The sequence below is a fragment of the Parabacteroides sp. PF5-6 genome (genome assembly GCF_029504695.1).
Lineage (GTDB): Bacteria > Bacteroidota > Bacteroidia > Bacteroidales > Tannerellaceae > QVMG01.
Map to the genome: position 1 here is coordinate 341,888 of NZ_JAQFIN010000001.1, position 15,817 is coordinate 357,704.

Here is a 15,817-nt window from a genome sequence, read left to right on the forward strand (position 1 = left end):
AAAAACAAAACGGAACAGACCCCAGGGGCCTGTCCCGCACAAAATTGCTTACAATAGTTCCGCCTTGCAATCTATCGCCGATACCGGGCCGGGTATCAAGCATTGCAAAAGGTTCTATTTTAAGTGGGTAAAGTTATAAAAAACTTTGTATAACCTAACAATCAAAATAATGAGACTTATAAAAAATATAATTATAAAGGCTGTCTTGTGCCTGTTTGTGTGCTGTATCAGCGAAAACATAGTGGCGCAAATCAACCTATCGGAAAAAAACAAAACAATCCGGGAGATCATCCATAAGATCGAAAAAGGCAGCGATTACAATTTTTTCTTCAACAATGCCATGCCCGGCTTGGACAAAAAAGTATCTATCCAACTATCCAACAGCTCCATCGAGAGCGTCTTAAACAGTTTATTAAAAGACACCGATATCACCTACACGGTAAAAGAAGATAAACAGGTGGTATTAACGAATCTGGATATCCCAGCAACTCCCAATTCACAAACTCAATCCCAATCTAAACGGAAAATCACCGGAACGGTTCTGGATGAACGCGGTGAACCGGTTATTGGTGCCAATGTGGTAGAGAAGGGAACGACCAATGGAGTAATTACGAATTTGGATGGGGAGTTTTCGTTGACGGTATCTGATAAAGCAACATTACAGATATCTTATATCGGTTACCAAATCGTGGAAGTTAGAGCGGATAACCGAGGTCCTCTATCCATAACTCTTCGGGAAGATACAGAAGTACTAGATGAAGTTGTAGTAGTAGGTTACGGTTCGCAACTTAAAAAGACAGTCACTGGTGCAATCTCTTCTGTCAAGTCGAAAGATATCGAAGCTCCAAATGCCGTGAGTGCTGATAACCTTTTGCAAGGGAAAGTAGCCGGATTAAATATAACCCAAAACTCGGCGCAGCCGGGCTCGGGTATGTCGGTAAATATTCGTGGAGCGCTTTCTCCGAATGGTTCCAACAGTCCGCTTTATGTAATTGATGGAGTTATTATTAGTTCCGAAGCTAACAAGGCAGCAAAAGTCGGACCTTCCGGCTTGTTGGGTTATAGTCTAAGAGATGGTTCTGACCGGAGCCCACTGGCTACGCTGAACCCGAACGATATTGCTTCTATCGATGTTCTGAAAGACGCCAGTGCCACAGCCATCTACGGTTCGTCGGCAGCTAATGGTGTGATCCTTATCACCACCAAAAAGGGACAAAGCGGAAAGCCCAAAGTGACTTACAGCGGTTCCTTCTCCGTGCAGGGGATTAATAAATATTATGATATGCTGAATGCACAGGATTTTATGAACTTAGCCAATCTGGGAATGAAAGAGCAATGGCTGTATATCAATCGGTATGCCCCTTATGGTCCGACATCGGCACCTTCATCGGGATGGAGTATCTTATATGATGAGGAGCAATTGAAACAGACAGAATCCTATAAACACTTTGACGAGATTACCCGTACCGGTTTGATTCACAACCACAATGTGTCGTTTAATGCGGGTAGTGAAAATTTCAAAATCTATGCCTCCTTCAACTACTTTAACCAGGCATCGATCATGAAAACCACAGATATGGAACGTTTCAGTGGACGTATTAATATGGAAGCTATTTTCAGCAAACGACTAAAATTGAATATTGCCAGTATGTACACGTTACTCAATGCTAACAACCCTTCTTCGGGTATGTGGCGTGGTAATGCTAATGAAGCGAATCAGACCAATGCAGCCTTGTATTTCTCTCCCCGTCTTCCCTTACAGGATGAATATAATAATCTCACGTTAGCCGAAAATGCGCAAACTGCAAATCCGTTGGCCTGGAGTTATATGAAAGATAAGACAACGACAAAACGTATTATGTTTGCTCCTAATCTGGAACTCAATATACTGCCTGGTTTGAAAGCCAATGTACAGTTATCTATTGATAAAACGGATGAGAATCGCGATGTATTCTCACCGACCAAATCCAGAATGGTGCAACAAACACAGCAAAACTTTGGGGGTTATTCGAATGCTTACAACAATAACTACGGAATAGAAGAATACCTGACCTATGATAAGCTGTTCGGCAACGATCACCGTCTGAATGTGGTAGCTGGTACCGGTTATTATGTAACATCCGGTAACAACTACTCGGTCACCGTATTCAACTTTCCCTCTGATGCATTGGAAAATAACTACCTTGAACTCTCTTCCGATGTGGAGGAAACAACTTACAATTCAGGCAGATGGGAACGAAATAAACTCTCTTACTTCGGACGTTTCAATTACACATTCAAAGATCGATACACGATAGGAGGTACATTACGTAATGACGGCTCTTCTGTGTTTGCTGCCAACCACAAATGGGGATGGTTTCCCGGTGTGTCGGCTGCCTGGACAATCTCGGAAGAGAACTTCATGAAAAAGCAGGACGTTCTCAACTTCTTGAAGGTTCGATTTGGTGTAGGTACATCCGGTAATGAAAGTATTCTGACCGGTGGTAACTACAGTCTGACTACCTACGGTATGGCTACCGGTGCTTTCTATTATTATAATGGAAGCTTCCACAAAGGAATTATTCAAAAGCAAAAAGGAAATAAGGAACTGAAGTGGGAAACTGACGTAACTCTCAATGCAGGTCTTGATTTCTCTCTCTTCAATGACAGGTTAACTGGTAGTTTCGACTATTATGTACGTACGGCAAAAGACCTGCTCGACTTCACCTCTTTGCCTGCTACTGATATGGTTGCTACACTGGCGAAAAACGTCGGATCTACTCGTAGTAAAGGTTTTGAGCTCGGTTTGAAAGGTGTTATTATGGAGAAAAAAAACTTTGATTGGAACGCCTATCTGAATATCAGCCACAACCGCTCTTATTGGGTGGAACGGAATCCGGAAGTGGACTTGCCTGAATGGGTCAAAGAAAATGATGATCTGGCTCCCATCTATGGCTGGAAGACCAATGGCATTTTCCAATCGCCCGAAGAAGTACAACAATACACCTCCAACGGAAAGGTGCTCCAACCCGACTCCTATGCCGGTAACAAGAAGTATGTTGACATCAATGGAGATGGTGTTCTCGATGATGAGGATATTGTAAAACTGGGTAATGCCGAACCGAATCTCTATTTTGGTTTGGGAACCAACTTCCGTATTAAGAATGTGATGATCGATATTGATACCTATGGTGTTTTAGGAAGAAAGACCTACGATCAATGGCAATATCGCGGATTGGCAGACAGCAAGATTAATACGAGCTATCGCTACAAAGATGTCTGGACTTCTTTCAATACATCCGGATGGTGGCCCGGCATTGCTCCTAATCCTACAGCAAATAACAACAAAGCGGGAAATGATGACTTCTCCTTGCAGAATACAAACTACTGGCGGTTCAAAGACATCAAAGTAACCTATCTGCTACCTCAAAACTGGCTGAAAGATAATAAGATCGCCTCGAATGCCGCCGTCTATGTAGATTTGCAAAACACATTACTGTTAACAAACTATCAAGGTCTGGATCCGGAAATGGAACAAAATGCCGCTCCTTTCCCTATCCCCTTCACAGTAGTACTGGGTGTAGACATAACTTTTTAAACTAAACAGGAATATATTATGAAGACAAAAATAAAATATACATTACTGGTATTGTCCATGATTGTAACTTTCAATGCATGTGACCTCGATTCAAAAGTGTACTCCTCGTTTGCAGAGACCAACTTCCCGAAAACAGAGGAAGACGCACGCGCTATGCTGACCGGACTGTATGCTTATTTCAAATGTAACTCGGGTGCAGTAAATGATAATAGTAATGGTACCTGGTGCTGGCCTCTTTTCACTACAGGTGCAGGAGGTTGGCTCGGTCTTTGCGAAATGACAACCGACGAGATTTTTAATATTGAACGGCAAGAGATCAAATTCAACTGGGGTAGTGCTTACGATACCTATCTCACCTATACCGTTAGCCGTAATATAACCCGCGCCACCTATATATTGGATGTTCTCAGTAAAATCACCGATATTGATGAGGATACAAAAAATAATTTGATGGCGGAGACAAAGTGTCTTAGAGCCTGGTTGATGTTCTGCTTCTATGATATGTACGGACCGATTCCCGTCGTGTTGGATCCTGCTAAATTAGATGATATCAAGTATGAACCGCGTCCATCCAAAGAAGAATACTTTAATCACATGATTAAAGACTTTACCGAAGCTATCCCTTATCTGTATGATAAGACAAACAATACAAAAAACTGGGGACGTGTAAATAAGGGACTTGCCACCATGTTGGTGATGAAGCTCTATATGAATGATCATCAGTATGATAAAGCATTGCCTTATGCGGAAAGCCTGACGAAGATGGGCTATTCACTTTCCAACGATTACGATAAGATATTCAGTGAAGAACACAACAATGAAAACATTTGGTCAGTGCCGAGTGGTCCGCAGATGGGTAACGAGTGGTTCTATTATATGATTCCGCCTTCCTGTGCCGAAGTTTGCGGCATAGAGGTGGCACCTTATTGGGGGGTAACTATGATGCCGTGGGAATTCTACGACACTTATGACAAACAGGATAAGCGTTTGAGCGGCATTGCTGACAGTTATACCGGAACTGACGGTACTCTCTATTCGCGTGATGGCAATCAGGGAGAACGTCTGCCCTATGGGGCTATTATGGTTAAATACCGCTATCCCAAAGAATTGACTAGCGCGGGTAATCTTCCCATGGTAATTTGCCGCTATGCCGACGTTATTCTTTCCCTGGCGGAAATAGAAAACGAACTGAATGGACCGACCGATAAGGCATTGAACTATCTGAAGCAGATAACCGAACGTTCGGGTGTGACTCATACTATTCCGGCGGATATACAATCAAGCAAAGAGAAATTCAACGAATTTCTCCTGGCAGAGCGGGGACGCGAACTTTATTTTGAAGGTTGGAGGAGACAAGATATGATACGCTTCGGCACCTATATTAAATATGGTCAAAGTAAGGGCTATCCGGCAAAAGACCACATGGTGCTTTTCCCGATTCCTCCTAAAGTGATTATCGAATCAGGAGGTGTTGTGGAAAACAATCCAGGATACGAATAATAATCCTATAATCATAAAGGAAGAGATATGATTTCTATATCTCTTCCTTTTTGATTTATACTGTCTAGCTTATAAAATTCTATCAATCATGAAAAAGAAAGTATTTATTATCATGTTTACGGCATTCGTTATTGCCTCATTTTGTATTATGCCTGCGTTTGCGCAAAGCGCGTTCCTTACCGCCACGGATTATGTACCTTCCGACGGGAAAACCGATGCGACTGAGGCTATTCAAAAACTCATAGATTCTAACCCGAACCGTACCATTGTTTTTCCCGACGGAACATATCTTGTATCACGTTCGATTCTCACCCCTGCCGACCCACGTAAAAGCGTACATCTGGTGTTGGGTAATTATGCTATATTCAAGGCTACAGGCGAATGGAAAGATGGCGGAGCCGTGATAAGGCTCGGAGCGTCAAATCCGGCTAACAACATAACTATCCCGGGTAGCAATTACGGCATTTATGGCGGGATAATTGACGGTTCAGGCATTGCCGACGGTATCTCGATTGACGGAGGACGCGAAACGAGAATTGAAAACGTTTCTATCAAGTGTACCCAGGTAGGAGTGCATATCAAGACCGGTGCCAATAGTGGTTCATCGGATGCCGACATTAATAATGTAAATATAGTAGGCAACGACTCTGCCACTTCAATAGGCGTACTGATTGAGGGCTACGACAACACGCTCAGCAACATGCGTATAGCATCCGTTAATAAAGGCGTTTGGGTGAAAAGCGGAGGTAATAGTTTGCGTAATATTCACCCGCTCTATATATTCGCCAAAGACCAGAATTATGAAACAAGTTACGGCTTCATAATCGAAAGTGATAACAACTGGTTTAATTACTGCTATAGCGATCAGTTCGCTACGGCATTTAATATCAAGAAAGGGGTATCTGTAAATCTCACCGATTGCTTTTGCTGGTGGTATTCCGGCAAAGTACCTTTTCAAACTGCCATAGACGCAGAAGGAACATTCAACTCTATTGTGACTGGATTCCGAATGGGATTTCACGCTGATTGCACGAAAGTTACACTACTTAAAGCCAGTAAAGGCGGAAAGGGTATATTACAAAATCAGATAATGCCGGAACGGAAGCTCTCCGACGAAGACGTCAGTGCGGATTACATAAAATAACAACAATAAAGATTAGCAAAAAAGTTAAATAAATATGCGACATAAAATAATATCACTCCTTTGTGTATCCATACTTTTGATTGGTTGCAATCACTCCGGATCGTATATTAATCCTGTAAAAACAATAGACCAGACTGAAATACATCTTGCTGACCCGTTTGTATATAAACACGATGGTATTTATTACATGACGGGAACATCCAATTTGCCCGAAGGTGAGGGCTTTGTCTGTTATAGATCTACCGATCTTGCTGTATGGGAATATCTCGGAGAACTTTATCGTAAACCAGAAAACCATATCGGAGTTTATGGCTTTTGGGCGCCGGAAGTAAAGTATTACAAAGGGAAATTCTATATGACGTATAGTTGTTATGTAGAGAAGTATGGACGGATGCTGACCTGCCTGGCAGTAAGTGAAAAACCGGGAGGTCCCTTTGTCGATCTTTATACCCCGTGGTTTGATTTGGGCTATTCGGCGATTGACGCCAATATCTTTGTGGACGATGATGGTACGCCTTATGTCTATTATAGTCGGAATGGTATGCAAGACTCGCTGGCAACGGGTGAGTTATACGTGGCAAAATTAAAAACTGACCTGTCAGGACTGGATAGCGAGCCGGTATTCATTTCTGGCGCTTCCCAACCTTGGGAGCGAGTCAACTGGGAAAGAAACAGATGCAACGAGGGATCTTTTGTCTTCAAAAGAAAAGGAACCTATTATATGACCTATTCGGCAAATGATACGGGATATGAATATTATGGTGTAGGCGTAGCCTATGCGAAGAATCCGATGGGACCCTGGACAAAAAGTGCGGACAATCCGTTAATAACGACAGATCTTTCAAAAGGTGTTTCTTCTCCGGGGCATAATTCGATTGTAGAAATGCCAGACGGTAATCTGTATATGATTTATCATCGCCATGCCGATCCCCATTGTGAGAAACCAAACTGGGATCGTGTCGTTTGTATGAACCGTTTGTTTTTTAATGACGAAGGTGAACTGAAAATAGACCAGGCAAATGAGTTCATACCTTGATTAATATAAAAGGTATTTATTTATATGGACTACCCATTGTGATCCTTTTTTATAAAGCCTCTCAACGGGCTTCAACGTCGGTAGGGGAATGCAAACCAAGCCCCGCCGACGTTGATTATGTATACAAATGAAATTAAAAGTCTTTTTGGTAAAAACAAACTCTCTGTCCCTAACTTCAAAAATGCAATCCAAGATCTTCCGGCGGAAGAGCAACAACTTTGGAAAGAAAAAATCTTTATCACTTCTTTTTGTCATTATAGGAGGAAAGGGAAAACTTTCAAAGCTTTTCTGCGTACTTTTACAACAAGCTACCGGCAGGAGTATCTCGATTATATCGTCGGTCATACGTTATTGGGGGCAGAGCGTTATAAACCCTATGATGATGGGCTATTGCAAAAAATGATTGTCTTTCTGGAAGAAGATAATCTCGAATCAAATCGTCGCCACCTGGCCTTTTGTATGCAGGTGGCTTTTGCGTTTCAAGACGCGGTGACCATCGATACGCAATGCAATCAGATGATCCGCGAACAGATCACAGCGGAGGTGTTATGGGAGTGGTACGAGAAAATAATGATTAATGATTAATTAAAGGGGGAACCACAACGCACACGAAGGACACGAAGTTAAGGAAGAGTAATCACTTTAAAGCGTGGTGCTCTTGGTGTGCGTTGTGGTTATAATAGAGCTACTGCTTGGCGGACTTTTTCAAGGCGTGCCGCGAATGTTTGATCTTTGCTGGCCATTTGTCTGTTATAGCGGGCTTGCATACGCATAAGCATATCTGCATCTATACCTAAAGCCGCTTCAATTAGCATGGAGAATTCCGTATTTACCTGACGTTTTTTATTTAAAACTTCGTTTAATAGTGTATAGGATATGCCCATTTGCTTGGCAAGCTTTCGTTGCGAAAGGCCACGGTATTCAATCTCTTCTTTAAGAACTTCTCCCGGGTGGGTGGGTTCATACGGCGTGAGATTATTTGCAATCATTTGTGGGTCTATACCCTTTATTTCAATCATATTGACTTATTTATAATGATTTGATAATTCCAAAATATTACATAAAGTAACAACAGGCTCGGCTCCATCATTTGTTACAGTAAACTCTATTCGGTATTGCTTATCTACTCTGATTGATGAAATACCTTGCTTGTTACCTTTCAGGACTTCGTAATTCAAAGAGTTGATTCTAAACAACGCTTCTATATTACTTGCATCCAGGAGGATATCAATGCAACGTTTGTATTTACGTATGATTTCCGGCTGATAGCGATGTTTCTTATCATCGGTTTTCCCTTGCTCATACAAGTCACGTAAGTACTGCTTTTCGAAAGATACAATCATACCGTTCCCGTTATCAAAACAAAGATAGTGATTATTTCTTGAATTCACAAAAAAGTGAACAACTCCATTCGGTATGATTTTCTTAAATAATCTTAAATATTCAATCAGGCGTTTGGTCTCAATTCCTTACATTTTCGCCAAATCAAAGTCAAATATCACCCGCTGGTCGCAGATTATTCTGCGTTTTTTTTACGGCTGAAAACGACGATTTGTAAGCCGCAGGATATGAGTGAATTATAGGGGGTATTCACTTGTTGATAATTATCAACAAGTTTGTTGATAGTTATCAACAGATCTGTTGACAATTATCAACAAATGTGTTGACGGTTATCAACAAACAAATAGTCCCGGGATTTTAGGGAAATATACCGGAGAATTTGAATTCTTTTTGTTTACTCAACATCTATTAGGCGAACAAATGGGGGATCGTCCGAAAATATTTCCATGAAAATAACTACCTTTGCAGTCGGATTAAAAATGTTCAAGATGGAAATATTGAAACACGAGTGTGGTGTGGCCATGGTCCGATTGCTGAAACCTTTAGAATATTATCACCAAAAGTATGGAACCTGGATGTATGGATTGAACAAGCTCTATCTGTTGATGGAGAAGCAACACAACCGGGGACAGGAAGGCGCAGGATTGGCCTGTGTCAAACTGGAAGCCAACGCGGGTGAAGAATATATGTTTCGCGAAAGGGCGATGGGAACCGGGGCGATCACGGAGATATTCGCCGCCGTTCATGATCACTACAAAGAACTGACCGAAGACCAACTGAACGATCCTTATTTTGCCAAGACAAACCTTCCTTTTGCCGGAGAACTTTATATGGGACATCTCCGCTACAGTACGACCGGGAAATCCGGCATCTCTTATGTTCATCCTTTTTTACGACGAAACAATTGGCGGGCGAAGAACCTGGCACTTTGTGGCAACTTCAACCTGACCAATGTCGATGGGGTGTTCGATGAGATCACCGCGATCGGGCAACATCCGCGTAAATATTCGGATACCTATATCATGTTGGAACAGATGGGGCACCGTCTGGACCGGGAGGTGGAGCGTTTGTATCGGCAATGTGAGGCGGAAGGGCTGACAGGTATGGATATAACCCATGCGATCGAGGCGCAGGTGGATCTGTCGAATGTGTTGAAACGTTGTGTGCCTTCATGGGATGGTGGTTTTGTGATCTGCGGACTGACGGGTAGCGGCGAGGCATTCGGCGTGCGTGACCCACGAGGCATCCGGCCGGCCTTTTATTATGCCGATGATGAGATTGTGGTGTTGGCCTCCGAACGGCCGGTGATCCAGACGGTGATGAATGTGCAAGCCGATGAGGTGACCGAGTTGCAAAGGGGAGAAGCCCTGATCGTCAGTAAACGAGGGGATGTCAATGTCCGACGAATAGTCGAACCCTTAGAGAATCAAGCCTGTTCCTTTGAACGGATTTATTTCTCCCGGGGTAGTGATATCGACATATATAAAGAAAGGAAACGTTTGGGAGAAAACTTAGTAGAACCGATATTAAAGGCTGTTGATTACGATTTGAATCAAACAGTCTTTTCTTTTATCCCCAATACGGCAGAGGTGGCGTATTACGGGATGCTGGAAGGTTTGAACAATTACCTGAATAAACTGAAGAAAGACTGGATCGCCGACCGGAGCCACCTGTTGCAGGAAGAGGAACTGGAACGGATCCTTTCGATGTCGGTCCGCACGGAAAAGGTGGCGATCAAAGATATCAAGCTCCGCACGTTTATCGCCGAAGGCAATAGCCGGAACGATCTGGCGACCCATGTGTACGATATTACCTACGGAAGCCTTAAACCTTATGCCGATAATCTGGTTGTAATAGATGATAGCATTGTGCGCGGAACGACCTTGCGGCAGAGTATTATCCGTATCCTGGACCGGTTGCATCCGAAGAAGATTGTGATTGTATCCTCTTCGCCGCAGGTGCGTTATCCCGATTATTACGGGATCGATATGTCGCGGATGAGTGAGTTTATCGCTTTCAAAGCGGCGATTGCTCTGTTGGAAGACCGGGGGCAGACGCAGGTTATCCGGGATGCCTATGCCAAGGCAAAAGAGCAGGATAAACATCCCGAACGTACGAACCTGGTGAATTATGTGAAAGAGATCTACGCGCTGTTTACGGATAAAGAGATCTCGGCAAAGATGGTTGACTTGTTGAAACCGGAAGATGTTCAGTCCGAGGTAGAGATTGTTTATCAAACACTGGAAGGCCTGCATGCCTCTTGTCCCGATCATCCGGGCGACTGGTATTTCTCCGGTAACTATCCGACACCGGGAGGGATCCGGCGGGTGAATCAGGCGTTTATCAGTTTTGTAGAAAATGATTATATGATGAAGTAGTATACTATCTAAGCTCCTCTCCTGGACAGGAGAGGGGGACCACTGCTTGCAGTGGTGGAGAGGTTGTCTTGATGGTCCTCGCCTGGCCAGGCAAGGAGCTGAATAGCTGAATATCAAAATTTTTTAGTAAAGAAAAGAATATATGCAAAAAGACAAAGTAGCAACGTTGATCCTTGATGATGGTAGTGTGTATCAGGGATATTCGTTTGGTTATGAAGGACCGGTGACGGGCGAGGTGGTGTTTAATACCGCCATGACCGGTTATCCGGAGAGTTTGACCGACCCTTCCTATGCGGGACAAATGATTGTACTGACCTATCCGCTGGTGGGAAACTATGGGGTACCTCCGCGTACATTCAGTGCGAACGGGATCGCTACCCGGATGGAGAGCGAGAAGATCCATGCCAACGCCATTATTATAAGCGATTATAGTCATGAATTCAGCCACTGGAACGCGGTGGAAAGCCTCGGACATTGGCTGAAAGACGAGAAAGTGCCGGGTATCTATGGGATTGATACACGGGCGCTGACGAAGAAACTTCGTGAGAGCGGAGTGATGATGGGTAGAATCGTCGTAGACGATTCTACCCATCATCAATTGACAATTGACAATGGACAATTGACAATTAATAGTTTGGAGTCATTAGAAACGGATGACAATGAAGAGATATCATCTGAAACATTTAATTGTCAATTGTCAACTGTCAATTGTCAATTTGGAAACTATGGTGATGTGAATTATGTCGATGTAGTTTCCACAAAAGAGGTTATTACCTATAACGAAGGCCCCGGCAAGAAACGTGTCGTATTGGTCGATTGCGGTGTGAAACACAATATCATACGCAGCCTTGTAAACCGGGATGTGACAGTGATCCGTGTGCCCTGGAACTATGATTTTAATCAGTTAGAATACGATGGCCTCTTTATCAGTAACGGGCCGGGTGACCCCGATACCTGTGTGGAAGCAGTCGAAAATATACGCAAAGCCCTCGACGGAGATAAACCGATCTGCGGGATCTGTATGGGAAACCAATTACTGGCCAAAGCGGGAGGTGCGTCTATCTTTAAATTGAAATACGGACACCGCAGTCATAACCAGCCGGTGAAGATGGTTGGCACGGATCGTTGCTTTATCACTTCGCAGAACCACGGTTACGCGGTGGATAACGATAGCCTGGGAACTGATTGGGAACCCCTGTTTATCAATATGAACGACGGTACCAACGAAGGGATCCGCCATCGAACGAAACCCTTCTTCTCTTCCCAGTTCCATCCCGAGGCTTGTAGCGGGCCGACGGATACGGAATTTATATTCGATTTATTCATTTCCTCTTTGGAAACGAATAAATTGAACATAAATTCAATTGACAATGGACGAAGCGAATTGGCAGAAGCCAATTCGCAATTGACAATTGACAATGGACAATGGACAATTGATAGTATTGAGTCGTCAGAAACGGATGATAAAGAAAGAATACCATCTGAAACATTTAATTGTCAATTGTCAACTGTCAATTGTCAATTAGACAAGAACTTTCCCAAGAAAGTTCTTGTCTTAGGATCGGGCGCTTTGAAAATCGGCGAAGCCGGTGAGTTCGACTACTCGGGTAGCCAGGCACTGAAAGCCTTGAAAGAAGAAGGGATCGAAACCATTCTGATCAATCCGAATATCGCAACGGTGCAAACCTCCGAAGGGGTGGCCGACCGGGTTTATTTCCTGCCCGTTACGCCTTACTTTGTGGAGAAGGTGATTGCCAAGGAACGGCCGGAAGGGATTCTTTTGGCCTTCGGTGGACAGACAGCGTTGAACTGTGGTGTCGCTTTGGAAAAAGAAGGTGTACTACAAAAATATAATGTAAAGGTTCTCGGAACCCAGGTGCAGGCCATTATGGATACCGAGGATCGTGAATTGTTTGTCCGCAAACTGGATGAGATCGGAGTGAAGACCATCAAGAGCGAAGCGGTGGAGAATATCGCCGATGCCCGCCGGGCGGCTCGTGAACTGGGCTATCCGGTGATTATCCGTGCGGCTTACGCACTGGGAGGATTGGGCTCCGGCTTCTGCGATAACGAAGAGGAACTGAATACCCTGGCTGAAAAAGCTTTCTCTTTCTCGCCACAGGTGTTGGTGGAAAAGAGTCTGAAGGGATGGAAAGAGGTTGAATATGAAGTGGTGCGCGACCGGTTCGACAATTGTATTACGGTTTGTAATATGGAGAACTTCGATCCATTGGGCATCCATACCGGAGAAAGCATTGTGATTGCTCCTTCGCAAACCCTTTCAAATACCGATTATCATAAACTGCGTGAGTTGGCGATCCAAATCATCCGTCATATCGGTATTGTCGGCGAATGTAATGTGCAATATGCTTACGACCCGGAAAGCGAAGATTATCGGGTGATCGAGGTCAATGCCCGCTTGAGCCGTTCGTCGGCTTTGGCATCGAAGGCAACAGGTTATCCTTTGGCTTTTGTGGCAGCGAAGTTGGGATTGGGTTACGGTTTGTTCGATCTGAAGAACTCGGTTACTAAGACTACCACCGCTTTCTTCGAGCCGGCATTAGACTATGTGGTCTGTAAGATCCCGCGTTGGGACTTAGGCAAGTTTCATGGTGTCGATCGCGAACTGGGATCAAGTATGAAGTCGGTCGGCGAGGTAATGGCGATCGGGCGTACCTTCGAAGAGTCCTTGCAGAAGGGATTGCGTATGATCGGGCAGGGGATGCACGGTTTTGTGGAAAACAAAGAGTTGGTGATCGAAGATATCGATAAAGCTTTACGCGAACCGACCGACCGACGGATCTTTGTGATCAGCAAAGCTTTCCGCGCCGGATATACCATCGATCAGATTCATGAGTTGACGAAGATCGATAAGTGGTTCCTGCAAAAGCTCTATGAAATTATTGAAACAGCGGAAGAACTAGAGAAATGCACCGAACTATCGGAAATCTCCGATCTCCTGTTGCGCCATGCTAAACAACAAGGCTTCTCGGACTTCCAGATCGGACGCGCCGTCTTTAAAGAAGAGGCCGACCTGGAACAAATGAGTCTTCGGGTGCGTGCCGATAGAAAGAGTAGGGGGATCCTGCCCGTTGTGAAGCAGATCGATACGTTGGCCGCTGAATATCCGGCGCAGACCAACTACCTCTATATGACGTACTGCGGCACGGAGAACGATGTGCAATACCAGGGCGATCATCGCTCGATCATCGTATTGGGCTCGGGCGCTTACCGGATCGGCAGCTCGGTCGAGTTCGACTGGTGCGGCGTACAGGCATTGAATACCATACGCAAGGAAGGCTGGCGTTCGGTGATGATCAACTATAATCCCGAAACGGTATCGACCGATTACGATATGTGCGACCGGTTATACTTCGACGAACTGACGTTTGAACGGGTGATGGATATTCACGAACTGGAGAACCCGCACGGTGTGATTGTCTCGACCGGCGGACAGATCCCTAATAACCTGGCCATTCGCCTGGATGAACAAGATGTAAATATTCTGGGCACTTCGGCCCGAAGTATCGACAATGCGGAAGACCGCGAGAAATTCTCCGCCATGCTCGACCGGATCGGGGTGGACCAACCCCGCTGGAAAGAGCTTTCTTCGCTGGAGGATATCAATAGCTTTGTCGAAGAAGTCGGGTTCCCGGTACTGGTGCGTCCGAGTTATGTGTTGAGTGGTGCGGCGATGAACGTCTGCTCCAACCCCGAAGAACTGGAACGTTTCCTGAAACTGGCAGCCAATGTGAGTAAGAAACACCCTGTGGTGGTTAGCCAGTTTATCGAATATGCCAAAGAGGTCGAGGTCGATGCCGTGGCCGATAAAGGCGAGATCGTGATGTATGCTATTTCGGAACATATCGAGTTTGCCGGCGTTCATTCGGGAGATGCCACGATCCAGTTCCCGGCCGAAAAGCTCTATGTCGAGACTGTTCGCCGGATCAAGCGCATCAGCAAACAGATTGCCAAAGAATTGAATATCTCGGGTCCTTTTAATATCCAGTACCTGGCAAAAGGAAACGAGATCAAGGTGATCGAATGTAACCTACGCGCTTCGCGGAGTTTCCCGTTTGTCAGTAAGGTGTTAAAGATCAACTTTATCGAACTGGCCACGCGCATTATGCTCGGCCTGCCGGTAGAGAAACCTGCCAAGAACGAGTTCGATCTGGATTATGTCGGTATCAAAGCCTCGCAGTTCTCTTTCAACCGCCTGCAAAAGGCCGACCCGGTATTGGGTGTCGATATGGCCTCTACGGGCGAAGTGGGGTGTTTGGGCGATGATGTGTCGGAAGCGATCCTGACCAGTATGCTATCGGTCGGACAGCGCGTTCCGGAAAAGAATATCTTGCTTTCGACCGGTAGTGCCAAACAGAAAGTCACGATGCTCGATGCTGCCAAGATGCTCTCGGCCAAAGGATACAACCTTTACGCGACAGGTGGAACCCATCGTTTCCTCGAAGAGAACGGCATCGCCAATACGAAGGTCTACTGGCCCAGTGAAGAAGGACATCCGCAGGCTTTGGATCTCTTACGTGAGAAGCAAATAGATATGGTTGTCAATATCCCGCGTGACCTGACTGCCCGCGAATTGAGCAACGGATATCAGGTACGTCGTGCCGCGATCGACCTGAACGTTCCCTTGATCACCAATGCCCGCCTGGCAAGTGCTTTTATCGAGGCCTTCTGTACACTAAGCCTCGATGATATTCACATTAAGAGCTGGCAGGAGTATTGAATGGTAAAAAAATAAGTGTCTTGCTGAAATGCTGAATAGTAAAGTGATATTTGTGAATTAATTTTCGCTTGCAGCACTGTAAATTGCGCCCACTATTATC

The 15,817-nt window shown here is 44.8% G+C and carries 9 protein-coding genes; 7 read left to right on the forward strand and 2 right to left on the reverse strand.

Going from position 1 to position 15,817, the window contains the following annotated elements:
- The first annotated feature begins 169 nt into the window (after positions 1-169).
- From M2133_RS01375 to M2133_RS01395, 5 genes are all read left to right on the forward strand, one after another.
- A complete protein-coding gene (locus M2133_RS01375; RefSeq protein ID WP_277464162.1) occupies positions 170-3,577 on the forward strand; it encodes a SusC/RagA family TonB-linked outer membrane protein in 3,408 nt (1,135 codons plus the stop codon).
- Between the two features lie 18 nt (positions 3,578-3,595).
- Positions 3,596-5,077 (forward strand): RagB/SusD family nutrient uptake outer membrane protein, encoded by a 1,482-nt coding sequence (locus M2133_RS01380; protein WP_277464163.1) that lies wholly within the window; start codon positions 3,596-3,598, stop codon positions 5,075-5,077.
- Between the two features lie 88 nt (positions 5,078-5,165).
- A complete protein-coding gene (locus tag M2133_RS01385; RefSeq protein ID WP_277464164.1) occupies positions 5,166-6,221 on the forward strand; it encodes a glycosyl hydrolase family 28-related protein in 1,056 nt (351 codons plus the stop codon).
- A 34-nt stretch (positions 6,222-6,255) separates the two neighbouring features.
- Positions 6,256-7,257, forward strand: a complete 1,002-nt coding sequence (locus M2133_RS01390) for a glycoside hydrolase family 43 protein (protein ID WP_277464165.1) — start codon at positions 6,256-6,258, stop codon at positions 7,255-7,257.
- Between the two features lie 117 nt (positions 7,258-7,374).
- The gene (locus tag M2133_RS01395; protein ID WP_277464166.1) at positions 7,375-7,842 is read left to right on the forward strand and encodes a hypothetical protein; all 468 of its coding nucleotides are present in this window, start codon (positions 7,375-7,377) and stop codon (positions 7,840-7,842) included.
- Between the two features lie 89 nt (positions 7,843-7,931).
- Here the strand turns inward: M2133_RS01395 and M2133_RS01400 are convergent, their stop codons facing one another.
- Together M2133_RS01400 and M2133_RS01405 are read right to left on the reverse strand one after the other, a co-directional pair.
- Positions 7,932-8,276, reverse strand: a complete 345-nt coding sequence (locus tag M2133_RS01400) for a HigA family addiction module antitoxin (protein ID WP_277464167.1) — start codon at positions 8,274-8,276, stop codon at positions 7,932-7,934.
- Between the two features lie 6 nt (positions 8,277-8,282).
- Positions 8,283-8,600, reverse strand: a complete 318-nt coding sequence (locus M2133_RS01405) for a type II toxin-antitoxin system RelE/ParE family toxin (RefSeq protein ID WP_277464168.1) — start codon at positions 8,598-8,600, stop codon at positions 8,283-8,285.
- Positions 8,601-9,086: 486 nt separating this feature from the next.
- Here M2133_RS01405 and M2133_RS01410 point away from each other — a divergent pair, with 486 nt between their 5' ends.
- Together M2133_RS01410 and carB are read left to right on the forward strand one after the other, a co-directional pair.
- Complete coding sequence (locus tag M2133_RS01410; protein WP_277464169.1) at positions 9,087-10,976, forward strand: amidophosphoribosyltransferase; 1,890 nt, start codon at positions 9,087-9,089, stop codon at positions 10,974-10,976.
- 142 nt (positions 10,977-11,118) lie between these two features.
- On the forward strand, positions 11,119-15,717 hold the full coding sequence (gene carB, locus M2133_RS01420) for a carbamoyl-phosphate synthase (glutamine-hydrolyzing) large subunit (RefSeq protein ID WP_346843220.1): 4,599 nt from the start codon (positions 11,119-11,121) through the stop codon (positions 15,715-15,717).
- Positions 15,718-15,817: the final 100 nt, after the last annotated feature.